Consider the following 18,178-nt stretch of genomic DNA (forward strand, 5'->3'; position numbering starts at 1 on the left):
CCGAAACGAGAATTATTAAAATCTATTTTTATAACTCGCTATACCTGTGTAAAATAAGTATAGAAATTATATATATGTTTCAAGAAACAATAAAAAATAAAAAGAGGAATTTATATGTATATACCGTGGGTGAGATAAATGAAAAAACAAACACATGTAAGTATTCTTATAAGCATTATATTGTTATCTATAGCGATTCATTACGTGGCAATGCCTTTTCTATATGAATACTCATTTCCTTTTCAAATATTAATTGGAATGAGTACCTTATTCATTGATATTATCGCTTGTAGTTATATACTTTATTTTTCAAATAGGAAAGAAGGGTTACCTCGTTTATTTTGGACCATTTTATCTGTTGGAACCCTCTCTTATTTCATTGGTGATATGGTCGTTGCCTATCAACGTTTAATTTTAAAGGACTATTATACATTCGTTGATCCGTCCGATTTTTTTTACTTACTTTTTTTAATTAGCTTTGCATTTGCGTTTCTATATGAAATCATCTATAACCGCGATTTATTAGAAAAGCTTTTTATGATATGTGATATTTGTATTATTGTTACAGCACAATTCACTTTAAGTTACTACTTACTTATTGAACGCACCATTCACGTTTCTTCAACATCCTATATCGACATATTTGTTCAACTTACCTATCCAATGGCCGATTTGCTCTTTCTTCTCATAGGAATCAATCTGTTATTCAAGCCATTATCCTTATTATCCAAAAAAGTTGGTGCGCTTCTTGGCAGTGCTTTAATTTTATATGCTACTACAGATGCGATTTATGCTTATATTAAATACTTTATACCCGAGTATTCTATGTTTACAGTTACTCCTCTCTATCAAGTAACTTTAGTACTAGTAGCAATCGCCTGTATTCTGCATACAAAAGAACCCGAAAGACAAGAGCAAGTACTATTAACACCTAAACTTGGGGAATCGATCAGATTGTCATTACCTTATATTTCTGTAGTAATGCTTATTGTTTTTATACTAGTTGAATATGTTTTTGCACCTATTGTAGTAATCGGGCTGATCATAACTTTCTCCTTCGTTCTCATACGCCATAGTTTAGTTCGAAAACAAAATAAAATATTATTACTAGCTCAAATGCAATTCAACTCGGAACTCGAAAAACAAATTGAACTACGTACAGAAGATTTAGTAGAACAAAAAAATGAACTATATCATAACCAACAGATGTTTAAATCTTTATATGAGCATCATCCAGATCCAATCTTCACCTTAGATTTGTACGGTAATTTTCTCAAAGTGAATAACGCTGGTACTACTTTGCTCGGTTATCAAACGAATGAATTATTAAATCAACCTTACTATTCACTTATGTATGAAGAAGATTTGGAAGAAATCATTAGTGCCTTTCATCGGGTAAAAAAGGGGAAATCTATTTCTTTAGAAGTACGGGCATATCATAAGAATAGGGATATTTACTACTTGCATGTTACAGCAGTTCCTATCTTTTTAAAGGATCATATTTCTGGTGTTTATTTAATGATTAAAGATATTACGGAAAGCAAACAACAACAAGAACAAATTAATTTTCTAGCATATCATGATACTTTAACAGAGCTTGCAAATCGCCGTGCATTTCATCAATATGTAGAACAAGCAATTGCTCGATCCGAAATATCAAAAAGGCCTTTTGCTGTTATGTTTCTCGACCTAGACCGCTTTAAAGTTATTAACGACACCCTCGGTCATAGGGTAGGAGACCTTCTATTAATTGCAGTAGCAAAAAGACTAGAAAGACTATCGACACCAAATATGAAACTCGCCCGGCTAGCTGGGGATGAGTTCACAATCCTTATCGAAAATTATAAAAAAAGACCCGATGTAAAAAAAATGGCTGATACGATTGTAGCAGCCATGAACGAACCATTCGAAATTGAAAGTCAACATTTACAAATCTCACCGAGCATCGGGATTGCAATATATCCTGAAGCAGGTGAAGATCCATTGTCCATTTTACAGCATGCTGATATGGCCATGTACGAAGCAAAAAACAAAGGAAAAAATGGTAGCTCTCTGTACACGAAAGAATTGTATAAAAAAATGGAACGAAAAGCTCGAATTGAAAAAGATTTACCACTCGCTTTAGTAAATGAAGAATTTTATCTCGTTTATCAACCACAAATTGATATTACGACGAAAAAATTTATTGGTGCTGAAGCATTAATACGCTGGAAACATCCACTCCTAGGTGACATTCCACCATGTGAGTTCATTCCAATTGTAGAGGAGACTCCGCAGGTTATTCCACTCGGTCATTGGGTATTAAAAGAATCTTGTCGCCAGTTAAAAATATGGCATACTTTCGGCTACACAGATTTAAAAATAAGTGTGAACTTATCAGCAAAGGAGTTCCAGCAAGATTATTTAATCGAGAACATTTCACAAATACTAACAGACATTAAAGTCGATCCAAAGCATGTAACACTTGAGCTAACAGAACGAATTGCAATGATCAACGAAAAAGAAACATTATCAAGACTAAAACAATTAAAGGAATATGGTATTCAAACGTCCATTGATGACTTCGGTACCGGCTATTCCTCTCTCGCTTATTTATCAATTTTCCCTATCGATACGTTAAAAGTACCGAGAGAATTTACACAACTAGCCGATCATCGGCCTGAGGAACGAGCTATCGTTTCCACTATCCTTTCCCTTGCAAATACTTTAAACCTCTCTGTCGTTGCTGAAGGAATTGAAACAGAAAAACAACTTAAGTTTCTACAAAAGAACAACTGTAAATATATGCAAGGTTACTATTTCAGTAAACCACTTACTAGTCATCAATTTATAAAATTTCTACAAAAAACACCCAGTATGAACCAATAGCTCATACTGGGTGTTTTTATAGTGTCGGAATTGTTTTCTCGTAATACTCCTCTGCAATTTCTTCATAAAAAGCTGCTGACGTCGTATAAAAATATGGAATTAGCCATAGGAATCCAATCCCTAACGTAATACAACTTAATATAAACCAACCAATAAAGCTTAAACATAAAATGAAATACTCCATCTTATGTCCATTCATCATACGACGACTTTCTGTAATAGCTTGATTTATGGAATACTCAGGATGATCATTTATTATAAAGTACGTCATCGCATAAGAAAATGATTTAATAATGCCTGGAATAATAAATAATAAAAACCATAAGAAAATATAAATGTTCACTACTATATATAATAAAAATGACTTTATAAACTTACTTCCTTCTGTAAACCATCTGAATATATGCCCAATACTCGCTTCTTTTTCACGAATGATATGTAGTGCTAAATGATAACCACCTAGCGTTAATGGACCTACCATCAATATTGTAATAACGTCTACTGAAAGTGAGTTATTTACTTCTTTCCAATCCCAAAATTGAAAGAAAATGAAATCAATACTAAAACTAAAAGCTGAAATAAGAATCGAAATCAGTAATGTTGCCCCGACAGCTAATCCCCATTTCCCTTCTAATGAATCTAGCGCTTCTCCTTTTAAATCACTAATCATATTGTTCCTCCTATACGTAATAACTCTATTAGTATAGCATGTTCCTACTACAATTCATCTTTTGAAAGATAGCGATAAAAATGCGCTGTCGTTGTACTCATATACGGACTAAGCCAAAGAAATCCTATTCCGAGTGTAAGAATCGCTAAAATACCCCATCCTATAAAACTAAGCCATAAAAGAAACAAATCTAACTTATGTCCCTTCATAAGATGCTTACTTTCTTTCATTGCTCGTGACACACTATACTCTGGATTTTCAATCATTACATAGTACGTCATCGCATAAGAAAAATACATCACAATCATAACAACGATTGAAATAGCTAATAGTACAAAGAAAGCGATAGTAAACGACGTATTTCCTTCTTCACCGAAAAATGCGAATAAGGCTACTAGCAACATTGGAATCCATGTACCTGTATATAATAAAATCGCAAGCATTGCCCACATCGTTTTCATCATTCTTTTAAAGCCACGAAATCCTTCGAATAAGTGATCTACTTTAGCACCTTCCCGTTTACTAATCTGTAAAAATACATTTGTATAACCGTATGATGTAATTCCATACGATGCGTTACTCAAAATTATTATGATGCAATAAAAAATACCAAATGTAATACCTGCTCCGATTGACATCGTTTCCTCTTCAACTGATCCAGTTAAGCTAACAACTAAGAAAAATATAATAATTCCTGGAATTAACATTATAAGCATTGCAGCCATTGAAACAACATAACTTAAAATAAAATATAAAATCGTTGATCCAACACCTAGCCCCCATTTTCCCTTTAAAGAGTGCAACGCTTCTCGTTTCATTTCACCGATCATTTCTTCATCCCCTTTATAAATTGTTGTACATTCTCTACTTATACAAGCATCAATATAATTATACCATTTTTGTAAAATTATCCATGAACTACATAAAAAAATCCGTAAAGGCAAAGCCTTTACGGATTTTTTATTTCATGTCGGAAACGTTTAAACGGTTCACAGCACGTTGTAATGCCATTTCTGCACGTCTAAAGTCAACATGTGCTTGTTTATCTTGCATACGTTGCTCAGCGCGACGCTTCGCTTCATTTGCACGATGGATATCGATATGGTTTGCTTCTTCAGCAGATGATGATAATACAGTTACTTTATCTGGACGAACTTCGATAAAGCCACCGCTTACTGCTACATAATCAGTGTGTCCACCATGTTTCAGACGAACTGCACTAATTTTTAATGGTGCAACAGTTGGAATGTGACCTGGTAAGATCCCCATTTCCCCACTCTCTGCTTTTACGCTTACCATTTCTACTTCTTTTTCGTAAACCGGTCCATCAGGAGTTACAATACTGACTGGAAATGTCTTCATAATTCGTCCCTCCTAAGGCCTTACGCCATCATTTTCTTCGCGTTTTCAATAACTTCTTCAATACCACCTACAAGACGGAATGCATCTTCTGGAAGGTCATCATATTTTCCTTCTAGAATTTCTTTAAATCCGCTAACTGTATTTTTTACAGGTACGTAAGAACCTTTTTGACCTGTAAACTGCTCAGCTACGTGGAAGTTTTGAGATAAGAAGAATTGAATACGACGAGCACGATGTACAACTAACTTATCTTCTTCAGATAACTCATCCATACCTAAGATAGCGATGATATCTTGAAGCTCTTTATAACGTTGTAAAGTTTGCTGTACTTGACGAGCTACTTCATAATGCTCTTCTCCTACGATTTCTGGAGAAAGTGCACGAGATGTAGATGCTAATGGATCTACGGCTGGGTAAATACCCATTTGTGTTAAACGACGCTCTAAGTTTGTTGTTGCATCTAAGTGAGCGAACGTTGTAGCTGGTGCTGGATCCGTATAGTCATCGGCTGGTACATATACCGCTTGGATAGACGTGATAGACCCTTTATTTGTAGATGTAATACGCTCTTGTAATTGACCCATTTCTGTTGCAAGTGTCGGTTGGTAACCTACCGCAGATGGCATACGACCAAGAAGGGCAGATACTTCAGAACCTGCTTGCGTGAAACGGAAGATATTATCGATGAACAATAGTACGTCTTGTCCTTGCTCATCACGGAAATGTTCAGCCATTGTTAAACCTGTTAATGCAACACGTTGACGTGCTCCAGGTGGCTCATTCATTTGTCCGAATACCATCGCAGTTTTCTTAATTACGCCAGAATCGCTCATTTCGTGGTATAAATCGTTACCCTCACGAGTACGCTCACCTACACCAGCGAATACAGAGATACCACCGTGTTCTTGTGCGATGTTGTTAATTAATTCCTGAATTAATACAGTTTTACCTACACCGGCACCACCGAATAGACCGATCTTACCACCCTTAATGTAAGGAGCAAGTAAGTCTACTACTTTAATACCAGTTTCAAGAATTTCTACTTTAGTAGATAATTCTTCGAATGCAGGTGCTTGACGGTGAATTGGATCACGACGTACATCCGCAGGAACTTCACCATCTAAGTCAATTGCATCACCTAATACGTTAAATACGCGACCAAGTGTTACATCACCAACTGGTACAGAGATTGCTTTACCAGTATCTTCTACTTCTGTGCCACGAACAAGTCCGTCTGTGGAAGACATTGCAACTGTACGAACTGTATCATCACCTAAATGAAGTGCAACTTCAAATGTTAAGTTAATGCTTGCTCCGTTTTCGTTGCTTTGTTTTACCGTAAGGGCGTTGTAGATTTCTGGTAGCTTTCCGCCATCAAACTTAACGTCTACAACCGGACCCATGATTTGCGTAACGCGCCCTTTATTCATCGGGTTCCCTCCTAGCTTTCTTTTAATTAGCCAACTTTCTACGAGCAGTTAGCTTTTAATTTTTTATTGGTTTATAGCTTACGCGACTCTTTTGAAAGAGCCGCCTACGCTTTTTATTACTACTCTAACGCTGCTGCTCCACCAACGATTTCCGTAATTTCTTGCGTAATCGCTGCCTGACGCGCACGGTTGAATGAAAGTGTAAGTGAATCGATAACTTCCATTGCGTTGTCTGTAGCACTCTTCATTGCTGTCATACGCGCTGCGTGTTCACTTGCTTTACCGTCTAGTAATGCACCGTACACTAAGCTTTCTGCGTATTGTGGCAATAGTACTTTTAAAATTTCTTCTTCAGAAGGTTCGAATTCATAAGCTGTCGTCGGTTTGTCAGACGCCACATCAGTAAGCGGTAAAATTTTATTTTCCGTTACTTCTTGTGAAATTTTACTTACGTAATGGTTGTAGTAAATATACAGCTCATCATAAGCACCATCTGCAAACATCGCAATTGCTCGAGAAGCAAGATCTTTAATATCAGTAAATGATGGGTGGTCAGATAGTCCAACTACTTCATCAATGATATTAAAGCCGCGACGTTTTAAATAATCACGTCCTAGTCGGCCAAGCACAATAATTGAATATTGGTTTGAATCCATATTATGACGTTCACGAATTACGTTACTTACTGTACGTAATACGTTACTGTTATAACCACCTGCTAGTCCGCGATCAGATGTAATAACGATGTACCCTGTACGCTTTACAGGACGCGCATTTAGCATCGGATGATTAATTCCTTTACTTCCTTGCGCAATGCTCGCTACTACTTCTTGAATCTTTTCCATATACGGAACGAAAGATTTAGCATTTTGCTCTGCACGGTTTAACTTAGATGCAGATACCATCTCCATCGCTTTCGTAATTTGACTCGTTTTCTTTGTCGAGTTAATCTTCGCTTTTATATCGCGTAAAGATGCCACAGGTTTTCACCACCTTTTTTCCGGAAGTTGGCACGATTAGTAAGAATTCTCTTCCTAATCTACGTTGCAAGATATTCTTGCTCATGATTGAAGGAAAAGAATAGGTGCACCTACTCTTTTCCTTTACATAACCGTCAGCAATCTCAAAACTTGAGATGCCTTTTATATATTATCTAGCTCCAGCGGCTTGAATGTTCGGTGGCTTCACTTCTTCCTACGAGGCAAAGACCGCCTCTTCGTCAGAAGCTCCCCCCCCCTCACATTCAGGACGAGCCGCTTCCGCTTTTATTTATCTAGTTCCATCTCCTAGCCCCTTTCGTCTAAGAACCTTCCCCACCAAAAGGTAGAAAGCACCTTTTGTGGGAAAGAACCTTAGCCGATGGGGCTGAACAGTCGACTTCACTTTCAATTATTATTCAGAAGCTACGAATACTTTTTTAAATCCATTAATAGCTGCTGCAAATTTGTCGTCATCCGCAAGTTTCTTAGTTGTGCGGATTTCTTCTAATAAGTCAGTCGCATTAGAATCTAACCAAGCATGGAATTCTTCTTCGAAACGAGTGATATCTACTACTGGGATATCATCTAGGAATCCACGTGTTAAAGCGTAAAGAATGATAACTTGTTTCTCTACACGTAATGGTTTGTGTAATCCTTGTTTTAATACCTCAACAGTACGAGCACCACGGTTTAGTTTCGCTTGAGTTGCTTTATCAAGATCAGAACCGAACTGAGCGAACGCTTCTAACTCACGGTAAGATGCAAGGTCAAGACGAAGTGTACCTGATACTTTACTCATTGCTTTAATCTGAGCAGATCCACCTACACGAGATACAGAAGTACCCGCATCGATCGCTGGACGTACGCCAGAGAAGAATAGGTCAGATTGTAAGAAGATTTGTCCGTCCGTAATAGAAATTACGTTTGTTGGGATGTAAGCTGATACGTCCCCTGCTTGTGTTTCGATGAAAGGTAGTGCAGTTAAAGAACCGCCGCCTCTTGCATCACTTAATTTTGCTGCACGCTCTAATAAGCGAGAATGTAAGTAGAATACATCCCCTGGATATGCTTCACGACCTGGAGGACGACGTAATAGTAATGAAAGCTCACGGTAAGCCGCTGCTTGTTTTGATAAGTCATCATATACTACTAATACGTGTTTACCATTGTACATGAACTCTTCACCCATTGTTACACCAGCATAAGCAGCTAAGTATAATAATGGAGCTGGTTGAGAAGCTGATGCAGTTACAACGATTGTGTAATCTAATGCACCGTGCTTACGTAGTGTTTCTACTACGTTACGTACAGTTGATTCTTTTTGTCCGATAGCTACATAGATACAAATCATATCTTCATCTTTTTGGTTAATGATTGTATCAAGTGCAACTGCTGTTTTACCTGTTTGACGGTCACCAATGATTAACTCACGTTGACCACGGCCAATTGGTACAAGAGCATCGATCGCTTTAATACCTGTTTGAAGTGGCTCATGAACAGATTTACGATCCATTACACCTGGTGCTGGACTTTCGATTGGACGAGTGTTTGTTGTATTGATTGGGCCTAAACCATCAACTGGTTGACCTAATGGGTTTACAACACGACCGATTAGTTCTTTTCCTACTGGTACTTGCATGATGCGACCAGTACGACGAACTTCATCACCTTCACGAATTTCTGTGTAAGGTCCTAAAATAATGATACCTACGTTGTTTTCCTCTAAGTTTTGTGCTAGTCCCATAACGCCGTTAGAGAACTCTACAAGTTCACCAGCCATAACGTTATCAAGACCATGAGCACGCGCAATACCGTCACCAACTTGGATAACTGTACCAACATCACTAACTTCGATTTCAGACTGATAGTTCTCGATTTGTTGCTTTATCAGTGCGCTAATTTCTTCAGCTCTGATGCTCATGTGCTTCACCCCTATCTATTCTTCATTAATTCACGCTGAATACGTGCTAATTTTCCTTGCAAGCTTCCGTCGTAAATGCGATTTCCAATACGTACTTTAATGCCGCCTAGTAAATCTTCATCTACAACATTTTTTACGCGAATTGCGTCTTTTCCCGTTCTCTTTGCAAATGCTTCTGCAATGTTAAGCTTCTCTTCTTCTGATAGAAGACGAGTAGAATATACAGTTGCGTCGGCTACGTTACGTTCTTCATTAGCAAGAACAACATATTCATCTGCAATTTCAGGTAAGATATCAATGCGTTTGTTATCAATTAAAATATATAACGTATTTAAAATAGATTCAGAAACAGATCCGAATACGTTCGCAAGAAACGTTTTCTTCTGCTCTTTTGAAATGTTCGGTTGCGTTAAAAAGCTATGTAGTTCTCCGTTCTTTACATAAACGTTTTGTACAAGGCGTAATTCCTCTTCAAACATTTCTAATACGTGTTTTTCTTTTGCAATTTTAAAAAGAGCGACAGCATAACGTTTTGCTACAATCCCATTGCTCATCGCGCTTCTCCTACTTCTTTAATATAATCGCGAATTAACTTAACTTGATCTTCTTCTTTTAACTCTTTTTCAATTACTTTAGAAGCAATTTGAACAGATAAAGAAGCGACTTGTTCTTGTAAAGCAGCAATCGCTTGCTCTTTTTCGCGTTGAATTTCTTGTACAGCAGATGCTTTAATTGATTCTGCTTCTTCTTTCGCAGCAGCAACAATAACATCTTTTTGATCTACAGCTTGTTTTTTCGCTCTTTCGATTAACTCTTGTGCTTCAACACGCGATTGTTTTAACATTTCACGTTGTTCTTCTACTAATTTCTTCGCTTCAGCGTTACTTCTTTCTGCAGCGTCGATTTCATTAGTAACATGCTCTTCACGTTCTTTCATAATTCCCATTAAAGGGCCCCACGCGAATTTGCGTAGCATTACTAATAGAAGTAAGAAAATGAACAATGTATAAGCAATCGTTCCAAATGGAATGGAAGCCCCTAATAATAAAGTTGGCACAAGGATTCACTCCCTTCAAAATATCTAAATTGATCATATGAAAAAAAAAGACATACGTTTCGTTCATAAAGCAATGGCGAAGAAAGTTCGGAAAAACACTCTTCGCCATCTATGTAAGGGGAGTCTCCCTTATTTGTTCATTACGATGAATGCAATAACTACACCGATGATTGGAAGTGCCTCAACTAAAGCAACCCCGATGAACATAATTGTTTGAAGCGCGCCTTTTAATTCTGGTTGACGAGCAACACCTTCGATTGTACGTGATACGATAAGACCGTTACCAATACCTGCACCTAATGCTGATAAACCAATTGCAATTGCAGCTGCGATTACACCTAAACTCATTTAATTTGTCCTCCTTTGTATTATAAAAAAATAAATTTTTTCTTACTTAAATTATATTAATGGTCATGGCTTACTTTATGAGCCATATAAACCATCGTTAACATAACGAAAATAAATGACTGGATTGATCCAACGAATACACTGAATCCCATCCATGCTAACATTGGTACAAGCGCACCTAATGCTCCAAGGAATGATGCCCCACCTAACTTAGCAAGTAATCCTAATAAGATCTCACCTGCATAAATGTTACCGAATAAACGAAGACCTAACGTTAGTGTGTTAGCAAACTCCTCAATAACCTTTAATGGGAATAAGAATTTCATAGGTTGGAAATAACCTTTTACGTATTCTTTCGTACCCTTCATCTTAATTCCATAATAATGGGTGAGGGTAACTACCATCACGGCTAATGTTAATGTAACTGCTGGATCAGACGTTGGTGATCTCCACCATGCAATATGTTCGCCAGCCTCAACTGTTGAATACATGAATGGTAAACCAAGGAAGTTCGATACGATGATAAACATGATAAGCGTAACGCCAAGCGTTAAGAAACGCCCACCTGTTTTCCAGTCCATCGTACTATTGATAATCCCTTTCACGAAGTCAAACACCCATTCCATGAAGTTTTGCATCCCGGTTGGGCGAAGGGCTAAACTGCGAGTTCCGATAACAGCGATTAAGAAAACTATAACTGCTGCTACAGTAACCATCATAACTGATGACAAATCGAACGTTAAACCTAGAAATTTAACTAATTTACCGTGTTCCACTAGTAATTCACCTCTCTTCCCTGCTCTTATACTCTAAATAAAGAAAATCTATGATCATGACAAGGTATCCTGTCAGCAATCCTACACCTAGGCCCCACATCGCGATTAACTCTTGATATTTGGCTGCAAATAAAATTAATAATCCAATCGTGGCGAATCTCGAATATGTACTTACCGCTGTCGCCTTAAACTTCACGTTTTCTCCATTTGTTACGCGATCCAACAGCTTGTCTGTTCTACGTGCAATGATGCGCAAACTAAGAAAACTGAAAATCGTTCCGATAATCAGCCCAAGAAATACATCCTTGTAAGAGGTGAATCCCCATCCTAGCACTAGAAGCGCAAGCAAGTAGTACATATATTTCTTTTGTCTTTGGACAAGTCCATGTACGTCTATCATCATTGCTCTCCCGAATAGTAATGTCGAATGAGTCGAATCATTGCGTATATCCCTGTTCCTAATCCGAGTAATAACCCTATAATAAGAAACAATGGAAACGTTCCAACCTTACTATCAATCCACTGCCCACCAAAGATTCCAATAAGAATAGAACCGACTAACTGAGCAAGAATACCTGACATTAAAGCATAAGCTTTTATATGGCTGCGATCGTTTTTTTGCAAGGATTCATCCCTCCAATATGTAACCCTCATTCACGATGTGTTAATAATAACTCATTTTTTTGCATAAATCCTATACAAATTAAAAAGTTTACATTTTCGTCACGGAATAGATGTATTTTTGTCACTGAAAGCCCTACCATCTATCCCCGTTGTTAGCATACAATAGGGTATTAACAGTGTCAACGAGAAATCGTAAAAAATCAAAAAATTTGAGTATTAGTCATTTCCTCCCAAAAATGAAAACGTTCCCCTTCTAAATACTGGTTAGAGATATGCAATTTCTAGCAGTTTTCTCATTATAATAGAAGGAAATGTTCACAAGTTTGTCACTATTATATTTTTACGATATAACGCTTTCCTTCCATAATATAGTGCTCTTTAGACGTAAGACTTCTATATTATATGTGGTGTGTATTCAACTTATGTTGTATATACTATGTATATTTATCCCCCCCTCCCCTACCTCATCAGAGTACAAAAAAACGAGAGGGGAATCCCCTCTCGTCAGTTGTCTTACTTCGTTCCGAATAAACGGTCACCAGCATCACCAAGACCTGGTACTACATATCCGTGATCATTTAATTTCTCATCTAATGCTGCTACATAAATATCAACATCAGGATGTTCTTCTTGTACTACTTTTACTCCTTCTGGAGCTGCAACGATACACATTAATTTAATTTGTTTTGCACCGCGCTTTTTCAGAGAGTTAATTGCTTCAGCTGCAGAACCACCTGTTGCTAGCATCGGATCTAGTACGATAAAGTCACGTTCTTCTACATCCGTTGGAAGTTTCACATAGTATTCTACCGGTTGTAATGTTTTAGGGTCACGGTATAAACCAACGTGTCCTACTTTTGCTGCTGGAATTAATTTCAGAATTCCATCAACCATTCCTAAACCTGCACGTAAAATCGGAATTAAACCAAGCTTTTTACCAGCGATCACTTTTGTTGTCGCTTTGCTTACAGGTGTTTCAATTTCAATGTCTTTAAGTGGAAGATCGCGAGTAATTTCGAAAGCCATTAAACTTGCTACTTCGTCCACTAATTCACGAAAATCTTTCGTACCTGTATTCTTATCGCGAATATATGTAATCTTATGTTGAATTAACGGGTGATCAAATACATACAGTTTTCCCATGTGAATCTCTCCTTTAGATGATATTCATGCGTTTGCACGCTTTTTTACACTATTTACGATTGTAAAGAAAACGCTACTAATATTCAAGGGCAAATTTGGCAAAATCATGATTTTACGATGAATCTATCTAGTATCTTTACCAATTATGGGAGCTGTATCCTTCATTATATCGCCAAAATTTATTCATCATTTGTATACATACTTAAAGAACAATATATGTCCAAAAAAAACTGCCAAAACAATTACGTCTCAGCAGTCTTCTTTAATCTATTATAGGTCTGTGTACATTGGGAATTTGCTCGTTAACGCTTCTACACGCTTACTTGCTTCTTCTAATGCAGCTTCATTTTCATGATTTTTTAATGTGTAAGCAATAAGTGACGCAATTTCATCCATTTCTTCTAAACCGAAACCACGAGATGTTACAGCTGCCGTACCGATACGTACACCGCTTGTTACAAATGGGCTTGCTGTTTCAAATGGAATTGTATTTTTGTTCACTGTAATACCAACTTCATCTAACACGTGCTCTGCTACTTTACCTGTGATTTCTAAGTTACGAACATCAATCAGGATTAAATGATTGTCTGTTCCACCAGATACAAGTGTAAGTCCTTCTTTTTGAAGACCTTCAGCTAAGCGATTCGCATTATTAATGATATTTTGTGCATATGTTTTAAAATCATCTTGTAGTGTCTCACCAAATGCAACAGCTTTTGCAGCGATTACGTGCATAAGTGGACCACCTTGAATACCAGGGAAGATTGATTTATCAATTTGTTTTGCAAATTGCTCTTCACATAAAATCATACCACCACGTGGACCACGTAATGTTTTATGTGTTGTCGTTGTAACGAAATGTGCATGTGGTACTGGGTTTGGATGTAAACCAGCAGCTACTAAACCAGCGATATGTGCCATATCAACCATAAAGTATGCACCCACTTCATCTGCAATCTCACGGAATCGTTTGAAATCGATAACACGAGGATATGCACTTGCACCTGCAACGATTAATTTTGGTTTATGTTCTTTCGCTTTTGCTAATACATCATCGTAATTAATACGGTGAGACTCAGCATCCACGCCATATTCTACGAAATTATATTGTACTCCACTGAAGTTAACAGGGCTTCCGTGTGTTAAGTGACCACCATGAGATAAATTCATACCAAGTACTGTATCGCCTTGCTCTAAAATCGTGAAGTATACTGCCATGTTCGCTTGTGCACCAGAATGCGGTTGAACATTTACATGCTCTGCGCCAAAAATTTCTTTCGCGCGATCACGTGCGATATCTTCCACTACGTCTACGTGCTCACAGCCACCATAGTAACGTTTTCCAGGATATCCCTCAGCATACTTATTCGTTAAAACAGAACCTTGCGCCTCCATTACTGCTTCACTTACGAAGTTTTCCGAAGCAATTAACTCAATCTTTGAACGCTGCCTTCCTAGTTCTGCCTCAATTGCAGCAAATACCTTTTCATCTTGACGTTTTAAATGATCCACCAAAATCCCCCTTTTCTGAACGAATTACATCGATTCCCAATAGTTTTTTCTCATTTATTCAGAAAAAACGAAAATTCAGGTTGTAATTCTTTCGAACCTTCATGTTTTCAACTACATTCTAACATGACTTTCTATATCATAAAAGAAAAAAAAGACCGAAAATCGGTCTTTTCTTTCTTCTATTATAAAGTCAGACTACATACCTTTTATCTTTCGATATAAAGCTATTATGCGACTTTATAATTTTTCATGTCTAACGGCAAGTTATAGTCTCTTCCTTCGCCGCATAAACAGCACGTGCTCCACCAATTAGTTTTCCACGTGTCGTTGCCATCGTTACATGCGCACTTCCAATTTCCTTCACACCTGTACGAACCGGAACAGCTACATGCTTTAAATGCATACCGATAAATGTATCACCAATATCCATTCCTGCATCTGCTTTAATAAACTCAATTACTACCGGATCTTTCAAATTGTGATACGCATATGTTGCTAATGCACCACCTGCTGATCTAACAGGCGTAACTGTTACAATTTCAAATTGATATTTCATCGCCAACTCTCTCTCAACTACTAAAGCACGGTTTAAATGCTCACAACATTGAAACGCCAACTCAATACCTGTTTGTTCTTGAAATTGTTTTAACTCAGAAAAAATCGCCTCTGCTACTTCCATCGTTCCTGATGTCCCAATTCTTTCTCCTAGCACTTCGCTCGTGCTACACCCCACTACAAAAATTTGTCCACTTTGTAATGAAGCTTGTTCTTGGAAATCAGCAAGCGAAATTTGTAACTGTTCTCTTACCTTTACGATTTCTGTCATTACGCCTCTTCCTTTCACAGGTTGGTTCACCAAATTATATTTCATACTACTTCTAGTTAGAATCTATTACTTTGTTTCGTATGTTTTAATTTTTCCTACGCGGTTTTCGTGACGACCACCTTCATAGTCAGTTGTTAACCAAATTTTTGCGATGTCACGTGCTAGACCTGCACCAATTACACGCTCGCCCATTGCTAACATGTTCGTATCATTATGTTCTCTCGTTGCTTTCGCACTGAAAGTATCATGAACTAATGCACAACGAATACCATTTACTTTGTTTGCTGCAATTGACATACCGATGCCTGTCCCACAAACTAAAATACCACGATCTACTTCGCCATTCGCTACCATTTCCGCTGCTGGAAACGCAAAATCAGGGTAATCAACAGAACCAGCTTCACATTCACAACCTAAATCAATATATTCAATATTTAACTCTTCTAATAAACTTACAAGTTCTTTACGGATATTCATACCGCCGTGATCAGATGCTACTACTACTTTCATTTTTACCCCTCCAAAGTTTTAATCAATTATCTTCATTTCTCACTCGTTACCTTAACGGAACGAAGTAATCTCCAATATCGTATTATACACGAAACATCAACCTTCTGAATGTTTTTTCAGTAAAGTTTGTACAAGTTTTTCCATCTCTTCTAACGTTTCTTTATAAATAGAAAGCGAACCGCCAAATGGATCTGAAATATCCTTACTTATCCCCTCAGTTACTCCATATAATGTATCCACTTTCTTTTCAACACTCGGATAATGCCCAAGTACAATTTGCTTATGGTTTTCCGTCATTGTTACTACAATATCTGCCCAATCAATCAAAGCTTCATTTATCTGTTGCGAAGCATGATCGATTGTAATTCCCTTTTCAGCTAAAGCTTCCTTTGCATATATCGACGCATCACTTCCAGGATAGGCGAAAACACCAGCAGATTGCACTTCAAACTTCCCTTCTCCATGATGACGAAGTAACGCCTCAGCCATCGGGCTACGGCATGTATTTCCAGTGCAAATAAATAACACTCGTTCCATCCAAACCCACCCCTTTTCTTCTTTTTCCTATCTTTCATCATAACGTACATAAGAATAGAACAAAAGAAATGTGAATATACGAAAGGCGCATTTCTCTTATATTTTTTCTAAGAAAAATGCGCCTTATCCACATATATGTGAAACCCTATTTCCAAGTGCCTAGAGTATTTTAACATACATAGCAAGCGTACTACAAAACAAAAGAAGGAATCCATTTCATATGAAACGGATTCCTCTTATACAATAATTATTTCATTGTAACTTTCATTACTTCTGTTGAACCTTTTGTAGCTGTTACCCCTACAGTTGTTTTAATAGACTCAGCTGCATCTGTGTTTGTAATAACGATTGGAGTAATTGTACTTTTCGCTTTTTCACGGATTAATTCTAAGTCGAATGAGATTAATTTATCTCCAGCTTTTACAGCTTGGCCTTCAGAAACGTGAGCTTCGAAACCTTCGCCTTCCATTTTTACAGTTTCTAATCCAACGTGGATTAAAATTTCTGTACCGTTTTTCGCTTTAATTCCTACAGCATGTTTTGTGTGGAATAATTGTACGATTTCACCATCAACTGGAGATACAACTACACCTTCAGTAGGATCGATTGCAACACCTTCACCCATCATACGACCAGCGAATACTGGGTCTGGTACTTCTTCAATATTTTTCACTGCTCCAGTTAATGGAGCTACGATTGTTTCTTCATTTGTTTTTGAACCAAAACCGAATAATTTTTTAAACATAGGATAGTCCTCCTCATAATTTACCTAAAAGTTTATAGGGCAATCCCTAGTAAAACTCGGGATACATGTAAGACTTCATACTTCGAATATTATACTGTAAAAACGCTTTCGAAATAAATTACGTCATTACTAATAGACTCTTATTGTAGCTCTTTGCAAAATTCCAGTCAATTCTGATTGTCTGAATAACAATAAGAAGTTAACTTCTACTTATATTTTCTCTTTTTTTACCCAACTTGTCTAGAGGTCTTTACTACATTTTGTTTTTTGTTGTTAATTTGTAAAATTTTTTTCAAACTTTTTTCAAAATCCACTTGACTAAAGTAAGTAACTATTTTATTATTACTTACATAAGGTAAGTTAATAACTTTTAGGAGGTTTTTTGAAATGATGGATATCGGTCTTCTTATTATTCGTCTTATTATAGGTATTACATTCATGGGTCATGGTGCTCAAAAATTATTTGGTTGGTTCGGCGGTTACGGTTTAAAAGGAACAGGCGGCTGGATGGAGTCAATCGGTTTACGTCCTGGTGTATTCATGGCATTTATGGCTGGCGCAACTGAATTATTAGGTGGCTTCTTATTCGCATCAGGTATTTTCACTGCAATTGGTTCATTATTTATCGTTGGAACAATGTTAATGGCAATCTTCACTGTTCACGGAAAAAATGGTTACTGGGTAACACAAAACGGATATGAATACAACTTAATGTTAATCGCTGTTGCTGTCGGAGTAGCTTTAATCGGACCTGGGGCATACGTTTTATTATAATTTTTATCTTGAATTCGAGATTATTTAGACGGAACTTACTTCAATCACAATGAAGTAAGTTCTTTTTATGTAATAAAAATATTATTTTCAGCAGG

At 37.1% G+C, this 18,178-nt stretch carries 21 protein-coding genes; 2 read left to right on the forward strand and 19 right to left on the reverse strand.

Translation table 11 applies throughout. From position 1 onward, the window contains the following. Positions 1-138 precede the first annotated feature (138 nt). The gene (locus tag ACLBWW_RS11585; RefSeq protein ID WP_447614045.1) at positions 139-2,868 is read left to right on the forward strand and encodes a putative bifunctional diguanylate cyclase/phosphodiesterase; all 2,730 of its coding nucleotides are present in this window, start codon (positions 139-141) and stop codon (positions 2,866-2,868) included. 16 nt (positions 2,869-2,884) lie between these two features. Here the strand turns inward: ACLBWW_RS11585 and ACLBWW_RS11590 are convergent, their stop codons facing one another. The 19 genes from ACLBWW_RS11590 to ACLBWW_RS11680 all read right to left on the reverse strand — a co-directional run bounded on the left by ACLBWW_RS11590 (position 2,885) and on the right by ACLBWW_RS11680 (position 17,309). Then, complete coding sequence (locus ACLBWW_RS11590; protein WP_048542679.1) at positions 2,885-3,538, reverse strand: DUF975 family protein; 654 nt, start codon at positions 3,536-3,538, stop codon at positions 2,885-2,887. Positions 3,539-3,585: 47 nt separating this feature from the next. Beyond that, the gene (locus ACLBWW_RS11595; RefSeq protein WP_000578786.1) at positions 3,586-4,368 is read right to left on the reverse strand and encodes a DUF975 family protein; all 783 of its coding nucleotides are present in this window, start codon (positions 4,366-4,368) and stop codon (positions 3,586-3,588) included. Between the two features lie 130 nt (positions 4,369-4,498). Next, complete coding sequence (gene atpC / locus ACLBWW_RS11600) at positions 4,499-4,900, reverse strand: F0F1 ATP synthase subunit epsilon (RefSeq protein WP_000847206.1); 402 nt, start codon at positions 4,898-4,900, stop codon at positions 4,499-4,501. A 20-nt stretch (positions 4,901-4,920) separates the two neighbouring features. Beyond that, positions 4,921-6,330: a F0F1 ATP synthase subunit beta gene (atpD, locus tag ACLBWW_RS11605; protein ID WP_048542681.1), complete on the reverse strand. Its 1,410-nt coding sequence runs from the start codon at positions 6,328-6,330 to the stop codon at positions 4,921-4,923. A 119-nt stretch (positions 6,331-6,449) separates the two neighbouring features. Continuing rightward, entirely contained in the window at positions 6,450-7,310 is an 861-nt protein-coding gene (gene atpG, locus ACLBWW_RS11610) for a F0F1 ATP synthase subunit gamma (protein ID WP_000157696.1), read from the reverse strand. 412 nt (positions 7,311-7,722) lie between these two features. Beyond that, positions 7,723-9,231 carry a F0F1 ATP synthase subunit alpha gene (gene atpA, locus ACLBWW_RS11615; RefSeq protein WP_000027511.1) on the reverse strand — a complete coding sequence of 503 codons (1,509 nt, stop codon included), beginning with the start codon at positions 9,229-9,231 and terminating at the stop codon, positions 7,723-7,725. Positions 9,232-9,242: 11 nt separating this feature from the next. Beyond that, complete coding sequence (gene atpH / locus ACLBWW_RS11620; RefSeq protein WP_000064683.1) at positions 9,243-9,785, reverse strand: F0F1 ATP synthase subunit delta; 543 nt, start codon at positions 9,783-9,785, stop codon at positions 9,243-9,245. Beyond that, positions 9,782-10,288, reverse strand: a complete 507-nt coding sequence (gene atpF / locus ACLBWW_RS11625; protein WP_001142625.1) for a F0F1 ATP synthase subunit B — start codon at positions 10,286-10,288, stop codon at positions 9,782-9,784. Before atpF ends, atpH begins: the two co-directional genes overlap by 4 nt. A gap of 129 nt (positions 10,289-10,417) precedes the next feature. Continuing rightward, positions 10,418-10,636: a F0F1 ATP synthase subunit C gene (atpE, locus tag ACLBWW_RS11630; protein ID WP_000052064.1), complete on the reverse strand. Its 219-nt coding sequence runs from the start codon at positions 10,634-10,636 to the stop codon at positions 10,418-10,420. 56 nt (positions 10,637-10,692) lie between these two features. Then, positions 10,693-11,412 (reverse strand): F0F1 ATP synthase subunit A, encoded by a 720-nt coding sequence (gene atpB / locus ACLBWW_RS11635; RefSeq protein WP_048542682.1) that lies wholly within the window; start codon positions 11,410-11,412, stop codon positions 10,693-10,695. A 7-nt stretch (positions 11,413-11,419) separates the two neighbouring features. Continuing rightward, entirely contained in the window at positions 11,420-11,812 is a 393-nt protein-coding gene (locus tag ACLBWW_RS11640; RefSeq protein ID WP_000567600.1) for an ATP synthase subunit I, read from the reverse strand. Next, a complete protein-coding gene (locus ACLBWW_RS11645) occupies positions 11,812-12,036 on the reverse strand; it encodes an AtpZ/AtpI family protein (RefSeq protein ID WP_001171220.1) in 225 nt (74 codons plus the stop codon). Before ACLBWW_RS11645 ends, ACLBWW_RS11640 begins: the two co-directional genes overlap by 1 nt. Positions 12,037-12,062: 26 nt before the next feature. Further along, positions 12,063-12,176 (reverse strand): DUF4024 domain-containing protein, encoded by a 114-nt coding sequence (locus ACLBWW_RS11650; RefSeq protein WP_048542683.1) that lies wholly within the window; start codon positions 12,174-12,176, stop codon positions 12,063-12,065. Positions 12,177-12,549: 373 nt separating this feature from the next. Further along, complete coding sequence (upp, locus tag ACLBWW_RS11655) at positions 12,550-13,179, reverse strand: uracil phosphoribosyltransferase (protein ID WP_000517539.1); 630 nt, start codon at positions 13,177-13,179, stop codon at positions 12,550-12,552. 270 nt (positions 13,180-13,449) lie between these two features. Then, the gene (gene glyA / locus ACLBWW_RS11660) at positions 13,450-14,691 is read right to left on the reverse strand and encodes a serine hydroxymethyltransferase (RefSeq protein WP_000349796.1); all 1,242 of its coding nucleotides are present in this window, start codon (positions 14,689-14,691) and stop codon (positions 13,450-13,452) included. A gap of 253 nt (positions 14,692-14,944) precedes the next feature. Then, on the reverse strand, positions 14,945-15,562 hold the full coding sequence (locus ACLBWW_RS11665; protein WP_095205689.1) for a TIGR01440 family protein: 618 nt from the start codon (positions 15,560-15,562) through the stop codon (positions 14,945-14,947). A 21-nt stretch (positions 15,563-15,583) separates the two neighbouring features. Further along, positions 15,584-16,027 (reverse strand): ribose 5-phosphate isomerase B, encoded by a 444-nt coding sequence (gene rpiB, locus ACLBWW_RS11670; RefSeq protein ID WP_000869917.1) that lies wholly within the window; start codon positions 16,025-16,027, stop codon positions 15,584-15,586. A 96-nt stretch (positions 16,028-16,123) separates the two neighbouring features. Beyond that, the gene (locus ACLBWW_RS11675; RefSeq protein WP_048542685.1) at positions 16,124-16,564 is read right to left on the reverse strand and encodes a low molecular weight protein arginine phosphatase; all 441 of its coding nucleotides are present in this window, start codon (positions 16,562-16,564) and stop codon (positions 16,124-16,126) included. A gap of 247 nt (positions 16,565-16,811) precedes the next feature. Continuing rightward, entirely contained in the window at positions 16,812-17,309 is a 498-nt protein-coding gene (locus ACLBWW_RS11680) for a PTS sugar transporter subunit IIA (RefSeq protein WP_000473649.1), read from the reverse strand. Between the two features lie 387 nt (positions 17,310-17,696). Between ACLBWW_RS11680 and ACLBWW_RS11685 the strand changes: the two genes are divergently transcribed. Continuing rightward, the gene (locus ACLBWW_RS11685) at positions 17,697-18,083 is read left to right on the forward strand and encodes a DoxX family protein (protein WP_087985979.1); all 387 of its coding nucleotides are present in this window, start codon (positions 17,697-17,699) and stop codon (positions 18,081-18,083) included. The last annotated feature ends 95 nt before the right edge of the window (positions 18,084-18,178 follow it).

It is taken from the genome of Bacillus sp. M5A3_1b, assembly GCF_053345335.1.